The following is a 19,844-nucleotide window of genomic DNA, read 5'->3' on the forward strand; positions in this document are numbered from 1 at the left end:
AAGACCAAGCGTTGGATTGCTTGGTCTTTTTTATATAGAGGTCGTTCTAATTGTTTTACTTCTTTAAGAGGATAATCTAATTTTTTTACTGGTTGTTTTCCAGTGTCCTCTACTTGGACTTGTTACTAAATCATTATAAGCAAGGACGTTTAAATCGCGTTGAATAGTACGAGGAGTGCTGCCAAATTCATCGACAAGATCTTGAGTAGTTACTGTCCCGTTCTGTTTAATATACATATAAACTGATTTAATTCGGGTTAGCATCCTGTTCGTAGAAGGTTTCAAAAAACCACTCCTTATATCTTATTAGTCTACAGGAATGAAGTCTCACTTTCTTAAAATCAATAGCATACTGTCGGACATTCCCGTTTAGTACCAATTGCAAGTGACAAAACTACAACAACTACAAACTGCTAAGAATAAAGTATTGTGTTTTTGAAAATACACATCTCCTTTTTCCTATGCGGATTAGTTTAAAGAGATTTACTATATAGTTTTTCTCCTTTTACACTTTTATTTTAACGCTATAAAGATTAAAAATCCATTGAATTAAAAGATTTTATAGAAAATCCCTTCTTTAATTATTATTCTATGGTTAATAGTAGAGTGAATATACCTTATATTTTGTGAATTTTATACTTATTTTAATAACATTGTACGAATTCAATTTTTATTGTTTTAAGGGTAGAAGATAAAGGGACTTAACAGTGTACAAAGAGAGGTTGAATTATATTTAGAAAGAGGAATTTTACTTTTTATATTTGTATATTGTTGATATCTTAGTATATTTAATTATCTGTATTTTGGTTCTAGGTAACTATAGTTAATTAAATAAATGGTATTTTAGATGTAACATTTATTGTCTTTTTTCGTAATAACAAAAGAGGGGGAGAAATATCATGAGCTTATTATCAGTAAATATTAAGGAAGAGGGATATGAAAAAAGCGAAATGATGATTCATCAGATTCGATTCTCCATTGAAAAAGGGGAATTAATTGGTTTAATTGGTGCTAATGGGGCAGGGAAAAGTACAACGATTAAGGCAATTCAACAACTGCTGCCTTTCTATGAAGGTGAGATTAAGAGAGAGCAGAATTTTCTTATGTCTTATATCCCAGAGCGACCTGTGTTTTATGATGATTTAACACTACAGGAACATATTGATTTTGTGGCTGCGGTTGAAGAGATTACAGATGAAATGGTTTCGAAGCGTATTACATCTTTGTTAAATCAGTTTAAGATGAAAGACCATGTTCACGAACTTCCTGCTACGTATTCGAAAGGGATGCAACAAAAGGCAATGATTATATTAGCATTAATGACAGAGCCTGATGTGTTAATCATTGATGAGCCATTTATCGGATTAGATCCAATGGCTACTAAGCTTTTACTAGAGTTAATACAGCATGAGAAAGAACGTGGAGTGGGGATATTGATGTGTACGCATGTGCTAGATACTGCAGAAAAAATTTGTGATCGCTTTCTTTTGATTGATCAAGGCCGTTTAGTTGCAGATGGAACTTTAGAAGATTTTCAACAGAAATCCCGGTTACCTAATGGGGCATTGTTTGATTGTTTCCATGCTATTATCACAGGTGATAGTCATGAGTAGTTTTCGTATTTTTTGTAATCGAGTGAAAAGAGATTATGTATACCAATATGGCATTATTAAGTCTGTTGCTGATTGGACAGTTATGCTATATATTATCATTCCTTTTTCAATCGCAGGAATTATGATTTATCGTTCGTGGTGGAATGAGCTACCAGATTGGAGCGTCTTTTTATCATTGAAGCTAACTGTTATTATTGCCTATTTACTATGTTGGACAGGTAGCTTGCGGACTTTTGTTCAAGAAGCGGATGGTCTGTATTTCATTCAACATACTAGGAAATTTATTGCGATGAAGAAATGGGCATTAATTTTCTCCATTGTTAAAGCTTTTATAAGAATAGGTTTTATCGTCATTCTAATACTTCCATTTTATCTACATAAGTTTTCACTTTCGATTGGAGAAATTATTAGCTTTTTTTGTTTTTTTATTGCTTTACATATTTTATTGCTTTCCATTCACACCACTATGTTTTCAATAAGAGAGCGTTGGAGTGGGAAAATTTACTCTGCTTTACTCTTCGTATTTCTTTTCATCATGATTTTTACACAAGCAATGAAAGTTTATGAGCTTTCTTTTTCAATTAGTATAGCAGTTCTCCTTTTGTTATTAGCAATTGTCTTACATAGACCAAGAGTACAATCAACAAAATATTTTCAAGAAGAATTCGTACAAGAAAATGAGGCTAAACTACGTTATATGAATAAGGTTTTTTCTGTATCTTCTTCAGTGGAAAAACCTAAAATTATTAAACGTAAACGACCTATTATATTTCCAAAATCAAAACGAATTTTCTCGAAACGCACACGAGAAAATGGTTTTATCGAAGTTTTTTTAAAAGTAATTTTGCGTAATTTTTCATATTTAAAAGGTTACTTGCAACTTATTAGTGTTACGCTAATGGCAATTATTTTACTACCACCGCTTATCTTTAAGCTTTTTATTGCTGGAGGATTTGTATTCTTTATCTTTTTTTGGTTGAACAATTTATGGAACCATATTATTCTTTCTAATCCTATAAGCAAACAATATGAGAAGCGAGATTCATTTTATCATGCAAGAAGACGAGCTAGCCTTTATTTAGCCTTTCCTGCTATTTTGATTATCGTAACGGTACTAGCACTTAGTTATTATTTATTTTAGTTAAATCTTTACAGCTAGATATTTCACAAGGAGGAGTTTGTATAGTATTACATATTTTATTTCGAAAAATTATTTCGTTAAATAATTGGCTACTAGCTATTTCAAGTATCTTATTGTTATTAATTAGTACGGTTGTTATGAAGGCGTTAGAGCCCGATACTTTTACTACTTATATGGATGCTTTTTGGTGGACCATGACGACTGTTACTACTGTCGGATACGGCGATTTTTACCCAGTTACAGTACCAGGTAAAATTTACGCTATATTTTTATTCGTGTTTGGAATTGGCTTAATCGGTATTGTGATTACTAAGCTAATCGATAGCTTATCGATTTTTCGCAAGTTAAGGGAGGAAGGAAAATTGAGTTTTAATGGTAGTGATCATATTGTTATTTTTGGATGGTCAAGAAAGGTAAGACATGCGATTAATGAAATTTTAGAGCATGATAAGAATATCGTGATTGTGTTAATCGCTCCTTTAGATAAATCTCCTTTTGATCATCATCGTGTCCATTACATACAAGGTGATCCTTCAAATCCTGTAACTCTTCAAAAAGGAAAAGTAGCAAGTTCAAAAAGTGTTATTATATTTGCAGAGGATGAAATAAAGGATTCAAAGCTTGCGGATGCCTATTCTTTAATGTCAGCTACTGCACTTGAGAAGTATGCCGGGAATTTGCATATTACAGTGGAAGTCCTAGAAGAACGAAATATTGAATTATTTCGTCATGTATCTGTGGATGAGTTCATCGTGTCAGATGAAACCATTTCTTATTTAGCGGTACATGCTGCTCTATCTGGTGGAACGACGCAAATATTTAATCAGCTACTTAGTAAAGGCGAAGGTGATGATTTATTTAAGATTAAACCGAATCCAAATTGGGTAAATTATCGTGATGCATATATTAGTTTAGCAGAGGCAGGCATAATGTTAATTGGCACAGAAAAACAGTTAAATATAACGAGTCAATTGTCTGAGCCTATTTCTAAAGATGATACATTGTTTATAATTTGTAGTAAGGACGCTTATATTAAATTACAGCAAGCTATATAGAAAAGGAGTGTTTCAATTGAATAGTATTAATTGGACTGAAGAAGTTTCGAAAAGAAAAGAAGCGTTAATCAAAGATACGCAAACATTTCTACAAATCAAAAGTGTGTTAGATGAAGAGAATGGTACGAAAGAAGCGCCACTTGGTAAAGGAATTCAAGAGGCACTACAATTCATGTTGAATAAAGGGAAAGAAGAAGGCTTTGTTACAAAGGATGTAGAGCATCTAGCCGGTCATATTGAAATGGGACAAGGGGAAGATATTCTTGGAATTCTATGTCACGTAGATGTTGTCCCAGAAGGTGATGGATGGACAACAGATCCATATAGCGCTGATATTCGTGATGGGAAAATATTTGCTCGTGGTGCTCTTGATGATAAAGGTCCAACAATGGCAGCTTTCTATGCTATGAAAATAGTGAACGACCTAAAATTACCGCTATCTAAAAGAGTTCGAATGATTTTAGGAACAGATGAAGAGTCAGATTGGCGCTGTGTAGATACATATTTTAAACATGAAGAAATGCCTCAATTAGGTTTTGCACCAGATGCTGATTTTCCAATCATTTTTGCTGAAAAAGGTATTTGGGATTTCTATATTAAACAAGAAACAATGAAGGATAACCATATAGGTGCAGTGACTGTAAAACAATTCGAATCTGGTAGAAGATTTAATATGGTACCAGATTTAGCGAATGCTGAATTGGAAGTATCTAATGGAATTAATGAATTAGAAACAGCATTTAATGCATTTATTAATGAACATAAGGTAAAAGGAGCTTATCAAGCTAATGGTAATCATGTGTCTATTTCTATTGAAGGTGTTTCAGCACATGGAATGGAACCAAATAATGGGGTAAATGCCGGTCTTTATTTGGCAGCTTTCTTAAATAGTTTAGAACTATCTCAGCAAGCGAAAGTATACTTTACTTTTGTAACCGACTATTTATGGAAGGACTCAAGAGGAAAGACTTTTAAAATCGATTTTAAAGATGAAGCAACAGGTGACGTAACCTTAAATATTGGTTTATTAAAGTATGATGAACAAGACGGTGGAACTATAGGTGTTAATTTGCGCTATCCTGTGACATATGACTATGAAGCTTCAGCGAAGCAATTAGAAACAGTATTGCAGCAACAAGGCTTTACAATTACTACGGCTTCTCATTCAGGACCTCATCATGTAGACGCTAATAGCTTTCTCGTTCAGACATTATCAGAAGTGTATGAAGGACAAACAGGAGAAAAAGCAGAGCTGTTAGCAATTGGCGGCGGCACATATGCTCGTTCATTGGAGGCTGGTGTAGCATTTGGACCATTATTTCCAGGTCGAGAAGATATAGCACATCAAAAAGATGAATATATGTATATAGAGGATTTGTTAAAGGCTACGGCTTTATACGCGGAAGCTATATATCGTTTAGCTAAATAACGAAGAAAAGCGGAACCGACAAACATGAGAGGAGTTGGCATCGTAATGAAGGTAATCTGGCAAGGAAATATCGTTGATCGTATGGATGTACATGTAGACATTGAAGATAGAGGTTATCAATTTGGTGATGGTATATACGAGGTAATAAGAGTATATAAAGGATGTTTGTTTACTGGTAAAGAGCATATCAATCGACTTTATGAAAGTGCTTCAAAGGTAAGGTTACACATCCCATATTCATTCCAACAAATGGTTGATATGTTGACGCGGTTAGTGAAAGAAAATGAGCTACAGAATGGAAGTATATATGTTCAGGTAACGAGAGGTGTTTCACCTCGTAATCATCTATTTCCGCCAGCCACTGTTGAAACAATTCTAAGTGCATATACAAAAGAATTTTCACGTCCAGTTGAAACTATTTATAATGGTGTGAAAGCAAAGACTGTCGAAGATATTCGCTGGTTAAAGTGCGATGTGAAAAGCTTGAATTTGCTTGGAAATGTATTGGCGAAGCAAAGTGCATATGAAGCGGGTTGTTTTGAGGCTATTCAGCATCGGATTGGTATGGTAACAGAAGGAAGCGCCTCGAACATTGCGATTGTTGTAGATGGGAAAGTAAAGACTCATCCTGCAAATCATCTCATATTAAATGGGATTGTCCGCCAAGTTATGCTTCAAACTTGTGTGAGTAATCATATACAGGTGGATGAAGCACCATTTACTTTAGAAGATCTCATGAGGGCAGATGAAATTTTTATGACCAGTACAACCTCGGAAATAACTCCAATCGTTGAAGTGGATGGTACAATCATCGGTAACGGTATGCCAGGTCCGATTACGAAAAAACTCCAGTCATATTACGAAGAAGAAATAAAAAAACAATGCGGTAGTTATTGTTTGTGATAAAAAGTAAGAAAAGCTGATACAGGAGTAGTAATGTATCAGCTTTTTACTACGATTATATTCTAGATTAAATGTAGGTGAAGATATGAACCAGCATCATTATTTTATTGCTTTGTCATTACCAGAGCATGTGAAAAATCAATTACATACAAAAGTAAATGTATTACAAGAAAGATATGATTTCAAAAAATGGGTACATAAAGAAGATTTTCATATTACACTAGCTTTTTTAGGTGCATCAGATGAACAAAAATGGCAAAATTGTATGGAGAAGGTAGCAGAGCAATTGAAAGATTATTCTGCATTTCCTCTTCGGTTAACACATTTTGGCGTGTTCGGGCATCATGATAAGCCTCGTATTTTTTGGTGCGGTCCACAATATGAAGAATGCTTATATACGCTGCAAACAAAGGTTAGTGAAGCGTGCAAACAAAGTGGTTATATTCTGGATACAAAGCCGTTTAATCCTCATATTACAATCGCACGAAAATATAATAATGAGATGAATTTTACTGAAGAACATTTAAAAGAGTGTAATGACATTATAGAAGAAGGTATTAGTTTTGAAGCGTGTCGAATCTCACTTTTTGAAACACATATGGATAAAGTACCAAAGTATCAAGAATTACAGACGATATATATATAAGAATTATTAAATACATAGTATTTTAGGGAGAATGGGTTGTGAGAATATGGGGCAGTTGATTAAAATTCAAGATTATATTTCAAGATATGAACATGGTATATATAGATATCCTACTCAGTATGTAAGATTGAAGAAGCAGCAATGGGAAAAAGTGAATTATGCATTTGAAAATGGGGAGTTATATAAGTATTTCCCTCAGGATGAACGAGAAGATTGGCTTGAAGAGGATCCAGGTTTTTTCGAAAAGTTTAAAAATATGTTCAGACGTCAATCAAAGGAAGTAGAGAGTAAAGAGGAAGAAAGTAAGGAGATCACGGAAAGTGAAATCGAAGATAGAATATATCAAGATAAAGATCTTCGATTGACTTTAACATTTATGCCAAGAAGTATTGATGAATTGAAAATCACTTTTTTAAATCAAATGTTTAAATTTCAAATGAAGTGGGCAACGTCAACGGTAAGGGAGAAATCTTTAGTTAATCCAGAATACTATGTAGACGAGAAGTTGAAATTCTTACTGCAAAGATTTCCTGACACGTTTCTTATCTTGTATCAACCTGTCTTTCGATTGAACAAAGCACCAGTAGAACTAGAAACAATTGTATTAACACCAAATGCTACATGGTGTATTAGCTTTCTTGAGGATGAAGAAGATTCAGTATTTGACGGGTCAAACGGGAAGTTTTGGGTAAGGAGACATCATCAACGTGAAGAGAAGAAGGTAGTAAATCCGAGCATTTCTTTACATAGATCTGAGGTCATTATTAAAAGGTTATATTCTTTAAATCAAGTAGATTTACCAATTAAAAAAGCCATCATTTCTAGAAATGGCTATATTGAATATCCAGCTGCATCGTTTGATCTTATATTGCTAGATAAGAAAAACTTTACGCCTTGGTTTGAATCTATGAGAAAATTAAGTTCTCCATTAAAACATCATCAACTAAAGGGTGCAGAAGTGCTGCTAGAGCATACACAAACGACATCAATGCATCGATTAGAATGGAATGATTATAATGAATTCAAAACTAATAACGAAGAACAATGAAAAGGAAGTGGTGCGCCATATTTATTTTGTAAAAAACGGTTCGCCACATTCAAACAAAAGTAATAAGGTTTGGAAGAAAGTTGAAAGCCTTTTAAAACAACAAGCATTTTCGTATTCGATATATGAGACAGAATACGCAGGGCATGCTACCGTTCTAACGAAAGAAATACTTCAAATGACTCAATCAGATACAATTATCGTAGCTGTTGGGGGAGATGGCACAGTTCATGAAGTAATGAATGGAGCTATTAACTATCCTCATGCCATAATTGTCTGTATGCCCGCTGGATCAGGGAATGATTATGTAAGAGGTGTACAACGTACTTCAGGTCTCGAAGAAGTGGTTTCTGCTATTTTGCATGTGAAAGCACCCTCTATTATTGATGTAGGGCAATTAATCTATGAAGGAAATAAGAAGCATTTTGTTAACAGTTTAGGCATTGGTTTTGATGCGGCGATTGCTAAAGCAGTGAATGAGTCTCATTGGAAGAAACGATTTCAAATGGTTGGTTTAGGGAAATTTGTGTATTTATATTTTTTTATGAAGATGCTGTTCACGTTTAACACATTTCATATGAAAACAAAAATAGATGGACGGGTACGTAATTTTGAGAAGGTATGGTTTTTAGTAGCAGCCAATCAGCCTTATTTTGGTGGTGGTATAAAAGTTGCACCGAACTCAACCGTTACGGACGGAAAAATACAAGTAATTATTGTAAACAATATTCCTTCTCTGCTATTTTTACTTGTTTTCGCGACCGTTACTTGGGGAGGGCATTTAAAGCTCAAGTGGGTTGAATCATTCACCTGTAATAATATTCATATACAGGCAGATGGAGAAATACCTATTCAAGCGGATGGGGAGCATATTGGTTATTCGAAGATTTCAGCTGAAATTATTCCGGAAGCTGTTCGAGTCATTAAATAGACATATGAATATTTAGTAAATAGCTATTTACTAACATGTATTTATACACATATACTTGACGTATTAGTAAATTTTCAATAAAATTTAATAGATGGCTATTGTTATGTGATATAGACTCAATAGCTGTCTTTTTTAGTTTAAAAAACAGCATAAACATGTTATGCTTTTTATCTATATATGAAACTTTAGAAATGTATGTGAATATTTTGTGAAGAACTAGTTACGGTTTTTTATAAATTCTAGCTATATTAGTTGGCTCTTTACCATTAAATATTGAATTAGAGCTCTCTTAAATAGCTATGTTAATCTAGCTATTGAATGAAATTGAAGGTGACCACATTGGAACATATACTGGGTCAAGATTGGGAGATCATTCCTGCTGGCGGTGCAACTGGAGAAGCCTTCATTGCAACAAATGAGGAACAAAAGCTCTTCTTAAAACGTAATTCATCTCCATTTCTAGCTGTTTTATCAGCTGAGGGCATCGTTCCTAAACTCGTTTGGACAAAACGTCTTGAAAGCGGAGATGTTATTACAGCTCAACGGTGGTTAGATGGTAGAGAATTAGACCAGAATGAAATGAAACAAGAAACAGTAGCTCGGCTTTTGCGAAAAATTCATCAATCTGCTCCATTATTAACGATGTTAAAAAGATTGGGGAAAACGCCATTAAAGCCTGAACAGCTACTTGAAAGTATAGAAATATCATTAGATGAAGAACTTACTTCTAATCCTAAAATAAAAAAGGCAATGGCCGTTTTGACTGAAATGTTGCCTCATATTGAATGTGATGAAGAAGTGGTATGCCATTGCGATGTAAATCATAATAATTGGCTGCTATCTGAGGATGAGCAGTTATTTCTTATTGATTGGGATGGAGCCATGATTGCCGATCCAGCTATTGATCTTGGCATGCTCCTTCATTCGTATATTCCTAAGAATGAATGGAACTCATGGCTCGATAAGTATGGTATTGAGTTAACAGATTTCTTACAGAAAAGAATGCTTTGGTATGTGATTGCTCAAAGTATTACTGCAATTCAATGGCATAAAGCCAAACAGCGTTATGAAGAGATGAACTATTGGTTTGGCTATTTAGATAATATGCTCAAGCAATTCTAAGTGAGTGAATCCATGTTTGTAACCCATTCTGATAATTGTGTTTGATGAGATGTAATATGAGTATCTAAATCACTGGTAGATTGTCCACCGTGACTATACTTCTGTATTTCATTAAGAATGGGTATTAACTGTTCGTTTACCTCACCGTTCGTTAATAGTGATGTTACAAGTCGCTCTACTTGTTGACATTCGGATACAGAGCCACAGCAATCGCTTTGATGATTGTTAAGAATATCTTTTAATAAAGTTACTTGATCTCGTTGTGAAAGAGGCATTTATAATCAACCTTTCTTCTTATAAAGTGAAACTTTGATCGGTGAGGAATTTATTCCCACCGATCATTAGTTGAACCAATCGGGTTCTTACTGGTGCTTGATCTCCTGCTTATAACAACTCTGTATCGGCTTCGTGTTGAATCGGGAGTCTTAGCAACAGTTTGAACGGGATAAAGCTTAAGCTCCTTTTAAGGGGCTTTTCTTTTGTAGGATGTCATTGGACAAAGATTAATATGCAGTGTGCTTTACAAAAAAAGTAACTTGTTAATTATCATTAGTAATGTTATGTTTTCTACGTAAATCAAATAAGGAGTGTCATCATGCGTCTTAAATTTAAACCTTGGGCGAAAGACAAATTACTAGCTCATCCCCAATATGTAGTACACAATCCAGAAGATTATAAAGGTCGTTGGAATGAATTATTTGGAAATGACAATCCTGTCCATATAGAAGTTGGTACAGGTAAAGGACGTTTTATTACTGGAATGGCACTGGCTAATCCAGATATTAACTATATAGCAATTGAAGCTTATGAAAGTGTTATTGTACATGCTTTAGATCGTTTAATTGAAGCAAATCTTCCAAATTTAAAATTATTACCTGTGAATGCTGTTGATTTAAGAGAGTTCTTTGAGAAAACAGATGTAAGCAGAGTATACTTGAATTTCTCTGATCCATGGCCAAAGAATCGACACGAAAAGAGAAGATTAACTTATGCTTCTTTCTTAAATATATATGAAGATATCTTACCTGAAGGTGGAGAAATTCACTTCAAGACGGATAACCGTGGTTTATTCCAATATTCATTAGTTAGTATGTCTCAATACGGTATGATTTTAAAAGATGTAAATTTACATTTACATGATAGCGAATTTGAAGGCAATATTATGACGGAATACGAAGAGAAATTCTCGAAAAAAGGTAGTCGTATTTACCGAGTAGAAGCTCAATTTCCAAAGAGATAAATTGAATGACGGTTTGTTACTGATTTAGAAAAAAGTACAGCACTTTTATAGAGTGGTGTACTTTTTTCTTTTTTTTTACACTAATTACAAAGTCCTTCGTTGAGGTTTTTAATAATTTAATATTCTGATAAAATATACAGAAGGAGGGGTAATATGGAAAAATTACAGTTTGGTAATATAACTTTAACATGGTTAAAGGGAGGCGTGACGAATTTAGATGGTGGAGCAATGTTTGGTGTCGTACCAAAGCCACTATGGTCAAAGAAGTATCCTTCTAATGACAATAATCAAATTCAGCTAACGACAGATCCTATTTTAGTACAAACGGAAGGTAGAAATATTTTAATAGAATCAGGACTTGGAAAGGGAAAGTTTTCTGATAAACAAAAAAGAAATTATGGTGTCGAAGCAGAGACAGAAATAGATGAATCGTTAGAAAAACTAGGATTGAGTGTAAATGATATCGATACGGTTATAATGACGCATTTGCATTTTGATCATGCTAGCGGCTTAACCAAACTTGAAAATAATCAATTACAGTCTGTATTTCCGAATGCAAAAATCATGACAACTAGTACAGAGTGGAATGAAATGAGAAAGCCGAATATTCGCTCTCAGAATACGTATTGGAAAGAAAATTGGGAGCCGATTCAAGAGCAGGTTATTACATTTGAGGATGAAATAGTTATTACTGACTCGATAAAAATGGTACATACTGGTGGACATAGTGATGGACACGCTATCATTATTATGGAACAAAATGGTGAAGTACTAATTCATATGGGGGATATTATGGCGACACATGCTCATGCTAATGCGCTATGGGTTATGGCATATGATGACTATCCAATGAATTCCGTGTACCAAAAACAAACTTGGATGGAATATGGTCTGAAAAGAGATGCAATCTATACATTTTATCATGATGCTCTTTATCGCGCTGTTAAATTTGATAGTGATGGAAAAGAAATTGTTTATAGTATTAAAAGAAGTAACAAATAATAAACAATATAAAAAAGAACCGAAAGGGTTCTTTTTTTATATTGTTTAACCGTTTAATTAAAGGCAATTATGCCGTTTGCTCAATTAAATCAAGCACTGTCCCTGTTGATGCATCAGCGATAAATTCAAAGTGCTTTTGTCCATCATCTGTAACTTGAGTTAATCCACCTTTGAATATGTCATAATGTAAACCATTTTTTGCGTAGTTTTCTGGCTTCATTAGTATCCATGATCCTGTAATTTTCCCTTCACGGCTAACAGTTTCTTTTACACGAGCTAAGATAGCGTCAGGAGATGGTTGTGTACATTTTTCAATAGCATACTTTGTCGCGTAACCACACACAAAACCAATAGCTGCTCCCAATATAGTGTTTTTCCATTTCATTTTGAATTACCCCCTATTCTTTTTACATGATGCTTTTTTCAGAAAAAACTAAAATTTCACACCAGTTAGTATCTTTATTAGTATACAAGAGTAAGAGGACAACTTCAATTTTAGGTATGAATTTATTGTCGATTAACATATATTTCTCTTAATTAGTAGTAGTGGTAACAGTCTAAAAGTTTCGGTAAAATAATAAATATTAAAGAAACTATAAAAAAGGAGTAAAGTGATGAATAGAGAATCTTTAGCCTTATATAAAACGTTAACAGAATTACCAGGTGCGTCTGGATTTGAGCATGAAGTAAGAAGATTTATGCGTAAAGAGCTTGAAAAATATAGTGATGAAATTGTACAAGATGGGTTAGGTAGCATCTTTGGTGTGAAGGTTGGCGATGAGAAGGGTCCTACAGTTATGGTAGGTGGTCATATGGATGAAGTAGGTTTTATGGTTACATCCATTACGGCTAATGGGATGCTTCGTTTTCAAACGCTAGGTGGCTGGTGGAGCCAAGTTCTATTAGCACAGCGAGTGAATATTATTACCGATCAAGGTCCTGTTGTCGGTGTAATTGCATCTACTCCTCCACATTTATTAGATGAGGCACAACGAGCTAAGCCAATGGATATAAAAAATATGTTAATTGATATTGGTGCTGATGATGCAGAGGATGCGAAAAAAATCGGTATCAAACCTGGACAACAAATTGTGCCAATTTGCCCGTTTACACCAATGGCAAATAGCAAAAAAATTATGGCAAAAGCATGGGATAATCGAATTGGTTGTGGCCTAGCTATTGAGTTGTTAAAAAATGTGCAGGGGGAAAAACTGCCGAATATATTATATTCAGGAGCTACGGTTCAAGAAGAAGTGGGGTTAAGAGGAGCACAAACGGCTGCTAACTTAATTAAACCAGATATTTTCTATTGTTTAGATGCAAGCCCTGCTAATGATACATCAGGGGATAAAGAGGCATTTGGGCAACTTGGTAAAGGAACATTATTACGTATTTATGATCGCTCAATGGTTACACATAGAGGTATGCGTGAATTTTTATTAGATACGGCTGAATCGAATAAGATTCCATATCAATACTTCGCTTCTCAAGGTGGTACGGATGCTGGGCGTGTTCATATTAGTAATGATGGTGTTCCGAGTGCGTTTGTCGGTGTTTGTTCTCGCTATGTACATACGCATGCTTCAATTATTTCTATTGATGATTATGAAGCGGCGAAAGAATTATTAATCGCCTTAGTAAGAAAAACAGATGCAGCAACTGTAAAAGCTATTAAAAGCATGTAAGTGATAAAGGGAAGGATCTGAGTATAACCATCATGATTATTGCTATAGGAAGTAGAAATCCTGCTAAGGTTGAGGCGGTCAGTAATGTTGTAGAAATTAATCAAAATAAGGTTTTAGCAGTGGATGTGCCTTCGGGGGTTTCAAATCAGCCTTTTTCTGATGAAGAAACAATTAAAGGAGCTATTAATCGAGCAAAGGCGAGTTTAATGGAGACTAGCGGGCAAATCGGAATTGGGCTAGAAGGTGGCGTTGTAGAAACGCCATATGGCTTATTTCTATGTAATTGGGGAGCACTTGTTACTAATAAGCAAGAGCCAATTATAGCTGGCGGAGCTAGAATACCGTTACCAGAAGAAATAGCTATTCGTTTGAGACAAGGTGAAGAACTTGGTCCTATTATGGATGAATACACAAAGAAGAAAAATATCCGAAAAAAAGAAGGAGCTATTGGAGTTTTCACGAATGAGGAAATTTCAAGAATTGCTATGTTTGAACATATTGTCAAAATGTTAATTGGCCAGTATAAGTATCAACAACAAAGGCTCCATAGTTAAAATGAAAAAATATACAAAGAAATCATAATTTGTTTTACAGAATGGGTACACTATTTTGTAAAAGGTAAGTTGATTTGAGGTGAATCAAGATTTGGTAAGAAAAAACATAATGCTTCTTGTTTGTATGTGTTTGTTGCTTCTAGTAGGAGTAGCTTGTTCGGCTAATATAGACGAAGAAAAGGTTACAGCAATTGATTCAGCGAAGCAAGCTTTTATGAATAAACCGAAGGAGATAAATGAAAAAAGTGGTAATACTAAATTTTATTTGCCTTCAGACTATACAATAGAAAAAGAAGAAGAGCATAATATCATACTTCATAAAGGGGATAATCCAGTTATTATTTTCATTAATCCAAATGAAGGTAGCAGTAGCCAATCAATTAGCCAAAGAATTGAAAAGAAAAAAGAGGATTACTTAGCTTACGAGATTTTTCAAGAAGACGATCGTGTTGGCTTTGCAGCTATCAAGGAATTATCAAAGGATGAATATGAAGTAACAACTGGTGTTGGCGGTGTTAAAGTAACAGCCCAAACAAAAGTAAAAGACCTGTCAAAGTATGCTGAAGACATGATGGATATAGCTTCCTCTATTAAGCAGAAAGGAAAGTAAGAGGTTGACTCAAAAGTTATTGTTATGAAGATTTCCTTTTGGTATAGATGAAACTTAAAAATCGATCCTCTATATCATAAGCGTTAAGAATCAACCTTTTTATGTAACTTTTCTGAATTACCTATGTATGTAAACAACTACGAAGCATCATGGAAGTGTAAAGAGGAGTCATGAAAGTGATTGAAATCACTTTCATGACTCCTCTTTTATTTTAGTTTAAAGGTGCTAATTGCATTTTGAAGGTCGTTTGCTATATAGCTTAATTGCGTAGCGGCTTCACTTACTTGAGAGATTGCAGTTAATTGATTTTCGCTTGAAGAACTAACCTCTTCTGCCGCACTTGCAGATTGTTGAGAAATCTCATATATACTATGCATTTTCTCTCCAAGAAATGTGTTAGAGGACTGGATTTCATTGACTGCTTTTTGAATAATTGCTATTTTGCTTGTGATACCTGAAACATGGTCTACAATGGTTGTAAACGCGTTTTTCGTAGTTGTAACAGAATTACTTTGAATCGTTTTATATTCATTGAATTTCTCTGATTCAGTGAGTAGTTGCTGCATTTGACCATTCATATTAAAAATCACTTCTTGTATACTTAATGCTTCTGCTTTTGTTTTCTCTGCTAGTTTTCTTACTTCATTCGCTACAACAGCGAAGCCTTTACCAGCTTCACCAGCCCGAGCGGATTCAATGCTTGCGTTTAATGCAAGTAAATTAGTATTTTCGGCGATTTCTTGGATTGTATTTACGATGCTAGCGATGCTATTGGAGAATTCAGCTGCTTGTTGCACTTGTATGATTAAATGGTTCGAAAGCTCTAAGAATTGGTGGGATGTGTCTTCAAGTAGATGAATGGTTTCAATTCCTTCTTTTCCTTGTGCTTCCGTTAGTACGGCTTCTTTATAGATTTCTTTGCTTATTGTTTCAGTATCGTTAATGGCCTTTTCAACGCGAAGCATAATAGTATTACTATCATCTAATTGTGAGGCTTGATAGTTAGCACCAAGAGCCACTTGTTTAACAGCTGCATTTACTTCATTTGATTGTGCGGTTGTTTCCTCTGATATTGCAGCTAAGTGTTGAGACGATGAATTTAATTGCTCAGCTGAAGTATGAACTTTTAATAGTGCCTGTTGCATTGTGTTCGCCATTTCATTAAAGGTTATTGCTAGTTCTCCGATTTCATCTTTTGCTTTTATTTTTACTCGAGAGTTTAAATCACCTTCACCAATTTTGTTTGCACCTTTCTTAAATAGTGCAATAGAGGATTGAATGGATTTTGATAACAAATAACTTATTGCAGCAAGGATGATTAGAATGATAGCGCTTACTATTATTAGTAGGTTAGATAGTTTTTTTATTTGTCCATTAAGTGATTTTTGAATGGATTTTTTTTGATTTCCTACACTTTGTTCAACTTCAAAAATAGCACGTTCAATTGTTGTTGTGCTGTTATCAAACGTAAGGGCTAATTTCTCACTATCTCGAATAGAAGTAATAGTATTTGTGAAAACGATAGAATATTCAGATATTATTTTTTTTACGGCTTCATCATTTTGTATGAGTGTTGTAAAGTCATTAAGGGAAGTCATATACTCATCGTATACATCAGGATCTTTCGTGGAGTAATAAATTTTTTCAAGCTGTCTAATATATTGAAAACGTTTATAAAGTGATTCATTGTTAATTAGTATTTTATTTGCTTCTTTAGCAAGTTTGCTCGTCTCTCCTCGTAATCCAAGAGATATAGTATAGCCAATTTTTTTATTGAGATCGGTAAGCGTATTGAATTTCTCAATATACTCCTTTGTACTCTTGTCAATTCTATCAAAGCTCACTAGTACTTCTTTGTTATTTTTAAACTGTTTCTTTAAAAGATTTGTTTGCTTTTGAATTTTATCGATCTCATTTAATACTAATATGGCAGTACCTTGTTGTGGTTTTTGAAGATATTGCTGGCTGTAATTGCGTGCTTGCATCATTTCATATTTGATTTCTTTGCTGACGACCACTGCATTAGAAAGTGCGTCATCTTTTTTTCGAGCGTCTTCACTTAAATTGTTCGAAATCATATTAAAGGAAAAGAATACGACTAGACCAATGGTGGTCATAATTAATATCATTCCAATCTTTGCTTTTATCGAAAACATGGTACCCCCCCAACTCTCTATTTTTTTGCATAATTGTCCCTATAGTATAGAATTTTTTTCCTATTTGAACAAGACTATTTACCTGTTTCTACTATGCCTTTGCAATTTACTGTAAAGTTTTTAAGAAATAAATTGATATATGTTGGTATGAGTATCGAAGTTTGTTATCATACACATATATTAAAAGAGATTTTTTGGAGGTAACTATAAAATGATTAAATTAGAAACTGAACAACAATATAGAGATTTAAAAGATAATAATCGAGTAGTATTTTTATTTTCTGCAAATTGGTGTTCAGATTGTCGACTATTAGAACCAATTATGCCTGAAATTGAAGCAGATTTTGCCGATTATACATTTGTATATGTTGATCGTGATCAGTTTATTGATGTATGTATTGAAAATGATGTATTTGGTATTCCAAGTTTTATCGTATTCAGCTTCGGTACTGAGCTAGGACGTTTTGTAAGTAAAGAAGCAAAAACTAAAGATGAAGTAGTAAGCTTCTTACAAGCCCTATGAAAATGACTAGCAAGAAGTTAAAGGATATGTTGATTGAGCGATTAGAAGAAACTAATCGTTCTTTTGTCTATAATGCGAAGGAAGAAACGTTAAGAATTGAGAATACCATGACGAAGAAAGGGATTACGATTTCATTGTCACCGCTTGTGGCGAAAGCAGAAGTTTCCAAAGAAGCAGTGATTGATGAAACGGTTTATTATGTCAATGAAGCGCTACAAGTCATGGGAAGTGACCATAGCTTAAATCAGCAGGAAGCGAATATATATCCTGTTATTCGTAGTACTTCATTTCCAACGTCTAATCAAGATGGCGAAACATTTATGACTGAAGAGCATACTGCAGAAACGCGTATTTATTATGCGCTAGATTTAGGTACAACGTATCGTTTGCTTGATATAAATTTTATCGAGCAAAATGGTTGGAAACCAGAGATGGTGAAACATTCAGCTGCCAGCAATTTGGCAAAGCTATATACAAGTGCAAAAAGTGAAAGCGTAGCGGGTAATGTTTTTTATTTTGTGAGTACAAAAGATGGATATGATGCAAGTAAAATTTTAAATACGCAATGGTTGGAAAAAATGCGTACTTCTATTACAGGTGAAATGGCTGTTGCTGTTCCGCATGGTGATGTATGTATTATTGCGGATATTCGAAATAACACAGGGTATGACATTCTTGCTCAAATGAGTATGAGCTTTTTTACAAGTGGTCACGTACCGATTACGGCATTGTCATTTCTATATAATGACGGAGAATTAGAACCTATTTTTATTTTAGGTAAAAATAAACCAAATGAATAATGAAACTGCCTTATAATGTTGTACATAACAACATTATTTAAGGCAGTTTTTATTATGGAATTATAAGTACAAAGTAAGTGTTTTCTATGTCAAAAATAGTACTAGCTTATTTTTTTCTCATTATATGGTATGATTCCTTTACTTTTCGCTCGATATTTATTAATTTACTGGTAAAATAAAGAGACGAATAATAGCTTTAGAAAGAGTGATTGTGTTGAAGTGGCTTAAAAAAATGGCAAAATGGTTTAAAGCCGATGAAGTTTATGAAATTGAAGAAATCGTATTGAAAGATGATGAACATCTTGATTTACAAGAGCTTGAAAATAGAGGAGTAAAAATAACTACTGAACAAGAAAGTAGCTTCTTTCAAAAAAGAAGAGAACAGCAAGAACCTAAAAGAAGAGAGTTTCAAGAGCCTAAAAAATTTGTTGATCATAGACCGCAAGAGAGTGAAACAAACTTTCATGATGTGGATGCAAAGGTAAGTTATCAGTATCCGAAAGGAGCTTTTCGTTTTCCGGTGATTCCTGATTATATGCCAAGTGAGCGGGAGCGAAAGAAACCAACAGTTCGCAAGGAAACATCTGCTCCAACATCTACTCCTACACAGGCAAGACGCGATAGAACAAGAGGAGAGCGACCAATACAAGAAAATCAGAATAAAGTAACAAAAGCTCCAGTAGTGAAACAAGAAGAGACGAGAAAACGTCCTTTTGTACCTGCTGAGATACCTTCTCCTGTATATGGATTTCAGAGAAGACCGAAGAAGGAAGAAAATGACGAGTTTGAATTTGAGTTGTCGAATATTGAAAGAGAGGATCATCATACTCCAGCTGTATTTCGAAAACAGACTCCCTTGCACAATACTAGAGTTCAAGAGCAAACAACTGATCATTTAAATACTACTAATGTACGACCACAACAGATTAATAAAGACATCAATTATGAAACTGTGAACAGTCAGCAAAAGCAAGGTGAGCCCGAAATTATTATCACTGATTGGCAAAAGACTAATAAAGAACCAAAAACAGTTGAGAATGAAGTACATGTTTTTAAGCATGATGAAAAAGTAAACTCTAATGAGGTAAATCATTATGTGACTGAAAAGAAACCTGAATCTGTAATTCATGATGCTAGAATCATTCCTCGGACTGAAGAGATTAAGCAAGTATGGTCAGAGAAGAAGCCAGACCATATAGAAAAACAGATTAGTACTAGTAACGATAGTGAATTAGTAAGTGAAAATAAACAATATGAGATTGAGCAAAACGTTATTGAGTTAAATCATGATGTTAATATAAACAAAAATCATGTTTCTTCATACGTGGAAACAGCTGTGACGGTAGCACCTATAGAAGCAATAGAGGATAAAGAGCCTGAAGTGTTACA

General features: G+C 34.2%; 20 protein-coding genes and 2 pseudogenes. 17 read left to right on the plus strand and 5 right to left on the minus strand.

Going from position 1 to position 19,844, the window contains the following annotated elements; genetic code table 11:
• Positions 1-63: 63 nt before the first annotated feature.
• Positions 64-285 carry a DeoR family transcriptional regulator gene (locus TX86_RS00400; protein WP_042345227.1) on the minus strand — a complete coding sequence of 74 codons (222 nt, stop codon included), beginning with the start codon at positions 283-285 and terminating at the stop codon, positions 64-66.
• Positions 286-899: 614 nt separating this feature from the next.
• On the opposite strand from TX86_RS00400, the gene TX86_RS00405 reads away from it, so the two are divergent.
• From TX86_RS00405 to TX86_RS00445, 9 genes are all read left to right on the plus strand, one after another.
• On the plus strand, positions 900-1,613 hold the full coding sequence (locus tag TX86_RS00405; protein WP_042345229.1) for an ABC transporter ATP-binding protein: 714 nt from the start codon (positions 900-902) through the stop codon (positions 1,611-1,613).
• On the plus strand, positions 1,606-2,754 hold the full coding sequence (locus tag TX86_RS00410) for an ABC transporter permease (protein WP_042345231.1): 1,149 nt from the start codon (positions 1,606-1,608) through the stop codon (positions 2,752-2,754). The genes TX86_RS00405 and TX86_RS00410 overlap by 8 nt, the downstream gene beginning before the upstream one ends.
• Before the next feature lie 41 nt (positions 2,755-2,795).
• Entirely contained in the window at positions 2,796-3,809 is a 1,014-nt protein-coding gene (locus TX86_RS00415) for an ion channel (protein WP_042345233.1), read from the plus strand.
• A gap of 16 nt (positions 3,810-3,825) precedes the next feature.
• The gene (pepV, locus tag TX86_RS00420) at positions 3,826-5,238 is read left to right on the plus strand and encodes a dipeptidase PepV (RefSeq protein WP_042345235.1); all 1,413 of its coding nucleotides are present in this window, start codon (positions 3,826-3,828) and stop codon (positions 5,236-5,238) included.
• A gap of 45 nt (positions 5,239-5,283) precedes the next feature.
• The gene (gene dat / locus TX86_RS00425; protein ID WP_042345237.1) at positions 5,284-6,141 is read left to right on the plus strand and encodes a D-amino-acid transaminase; all 858 of its coding nucleotides are present in this window, start codon (positions 5,284-5,286) and stop codon (positions 6,139-6,141) included.
• An 85-nt stretch (positions 6,142-6,226) separates the two neighbouring features.
• Positions 6,227-6,787, plus strand: coding sequence for an RNA 2',3'-cyclic phosphodiesterase (gene thpR / locus TX86_RS00430; RefSeq protein ID WP_042345239.1), 561 nt, complete (start codon positions 6,227-6,229; stop codon positions 6,785-6,787).
• A gap of 31 nt (positions 6,788-6,818) precedes the next feature.
• Positions 6,819-7,835 carry an NERD domain-containing protein gene (locus TX86_RS00435; protein WP_230203550.1) on the plus strand — a complete coding sequence of 339 codons (1,017 nt, stop codon included), beginning with the start codon at positions 6,819-6,821 and terminating at the stop codon, positions 7,833-7,835.
• A complete protein-coding gene (locus TX86_RS00440) occupies positions 7,804-8,763 on the plus strand; it encodes a diacylglycerol/lipid kinase family protein (RefSeq protein ID WP_042345241.1) in 960 nt (319 codons plus the stop codon). The genes TX86_RS00435 and TX86_RS00440 overlap by 32 nt, the downstream gene beginning before the upstream one ends.
• Positions 8,764-9,102: 339 nt before the next feature.
• Positions 9,103-9,885 (plus strand): phosphotransferase family protein, encoded by a 783-nt coding sequence (locus TX86_RS00445; RefSeq protein ID WP_042345243.1) that lies wholly within the window; start codon positions 9,103-9,105, stop codon positions 9,883-9,885.
• Here the strand turns inward: TX86_RS00445 and TX86_RS00450 are convergent.
• Positions 9,882-10,160 carry a YtzH-like family protein gene (locus tag TX86_RS00450; RefSeq protein ID WP_042345245.1) on the minus strand — a complete coding sequence of 93 codons (279 nt, stop codon included), beginning with the start codon at positions 10,158-10,160 and terminating at the stop codon, positions 9,882-9,884. The genes TX86_RS00445 and TX86_RS00450 overlap by 4 nt on opposite strands.
• A 320-nt stretch (positions 10,161-10,480) precedes the next feature.
• Between TX86_RS00450 and trmB the strand changes: the two genes are divergently transcribed.
• Positions 10,481-11,125 (plus strand): tRNA (guanosine(46)-N7)-methyltransferase TrmB, encoded by a 645-nt coding sequence (gene trmB / locus TX86_RS00455; RefSeq protein ID WP_042345247.1) that lies wholly within the window; start codon positions 10,481-10,483, stop codon positions 11,123-11,125.
• Positions 11,126-11,278: 153 nt separating this feature from the next.
• Positions 11,279-12,127 carry a YtnP family quorum-quenching lactonase gene (locus TX86_RS00460; protein ID WP_042345249.1) on the plus strand — a complete coding sequence of 283 codons (849 nt, stop codon included), beginning with the start codon at positions 11,279-11,281 and terminating at the stop codon, positions 12,125-12,127.
• A gap of 67 nt (positions 12,128-12,194) precedes the next feature.
• Here the strand turns inward: TX86_RS00460 and TX86_RS00465 are convergent, their stop codons facing one another.
• On the minus strand, positions 12,195-12,512 hold the full coding sequence (locus TX86_RS00465) for a hypothetical protein (RefSeq protein WP_042345252.1): 318 nt from the start codon (positions 12,510-12,512) through the stop codon (positions 12,195-12,197).
• 229 nt (positions 12,513-12,741) lie between these two features.
• Here TX86_RS00465 and TX86_RS00470 point away from each other — a divergent pair, with 229 nt between their 5' ends.
• From TX86_RS00470 to TX86_RS00480, 3 genes are all read left to right on the plus strand, one after another.
• The gene (locus tag TX86_RS00470; RefSeq protein ID WP_042345254.1) at positions 12,742-13,812 is read left to right on the plus strand and encodes a M42 family metallopeptidase; all 1,071 of its coding nucleotides are present in this window, start codon (positions 12,742-12,744) and stop codon (positions 13,810-13,812) included.
• A gap of 32 nt (positions 13,813-13,844) precedes the next feature.
• Positions 13,845-14,366, plus strand: a complete 522-nt coding sequence (locus TX86_RS00475; protein WP_042345255.1) for a DUF84 family protein — start codon at positions 13,845-13,847, stop codon at positions 14,364-14,366.
• Positions 14,367-14,457: 91 nt separating this feature from the next.
• The gene (locus TX86_RS00480; protein WP_042345257.1) at positions 14,458-14,976 is read left to right on the plus strand and encodes a hypothetical protein; all 519 of its coding nucleotides are present in this window, start codon (positions 14,458-14,460) and stop codon (positions 14,974-14,976) included.
• Between the two features lie 206 nt (positions 14,977-15,182).
• Here TX86_RS00480 and TX86_RS27670 read toward each other — a convergent pair.
• Positions 15,183-15,722, minus strand: a pseudogene (locus TX86_RS27670) (methyl-accepting chemotaxis protein); the annotation flags it as partial.
• Between the two features lie 405 nt (positions 15,723-16,127).
• A pseudogene (locus TX86_RS27675) lies at positions 16,128-17,132 on the minus strand (HAMP domain-containing protein); the annotation flags it as partial.
• A gap of 211 nt (positions 17,133-17,343) precedes the next feature.
• Here TX86_RS27675 and TX86_RS00490 point away from each other — a divergent pair.
• From TX86_RS00490 to TX86_RS00500, 3 genes are all read left to right on the plus strand, one after another.
• The gene (locus TX86_RS00490) at positions 17,344-17,655 is read left to right on the plus strand and encodes a thioredoxin family protein (protein ID WP_042345261.1); all 312 of its coding nucleotides are present in this window, start codon (positions 17,344-17,346) and stop codon (positions 17,653-17,655) included.
• The gene (locus tag TX86_RS00495) at positions 17,652-18,455 is read left to right on the plus strand and encodes a DUF1444 domain-containing protein (RefSeq protein ID WP_081707514.1); all 804 of its coding nucleotides are present in this window, start codon (positions 17,652-17,654) and stop codon (positions 18,453-18,455) included. Before TX86_RS00490 ends, TX86_RS00495 begins: the two co-directional genes overlap by 4 nt.
• Positions 18,456-18,687: 232 nt before the next feature.
• A partial coding sequence (locus tag TX86_RS00500; protein WP_195892846.1) for a hypothetical protein occupies positions 18,688-19,844 on the plus strand: 1,157 nt, incomplete at its 3' end.

The organism is Bacillus massiliigorillae, from assembly GCF_000380245.2.
In the GTDB taxonomy this organism is placed as follows: Bacteria; Bacillota; Bacilli; order Bacillales; family DSM-1321; genus Bacillus_AD; species Bacillus_AD massiliigorillae.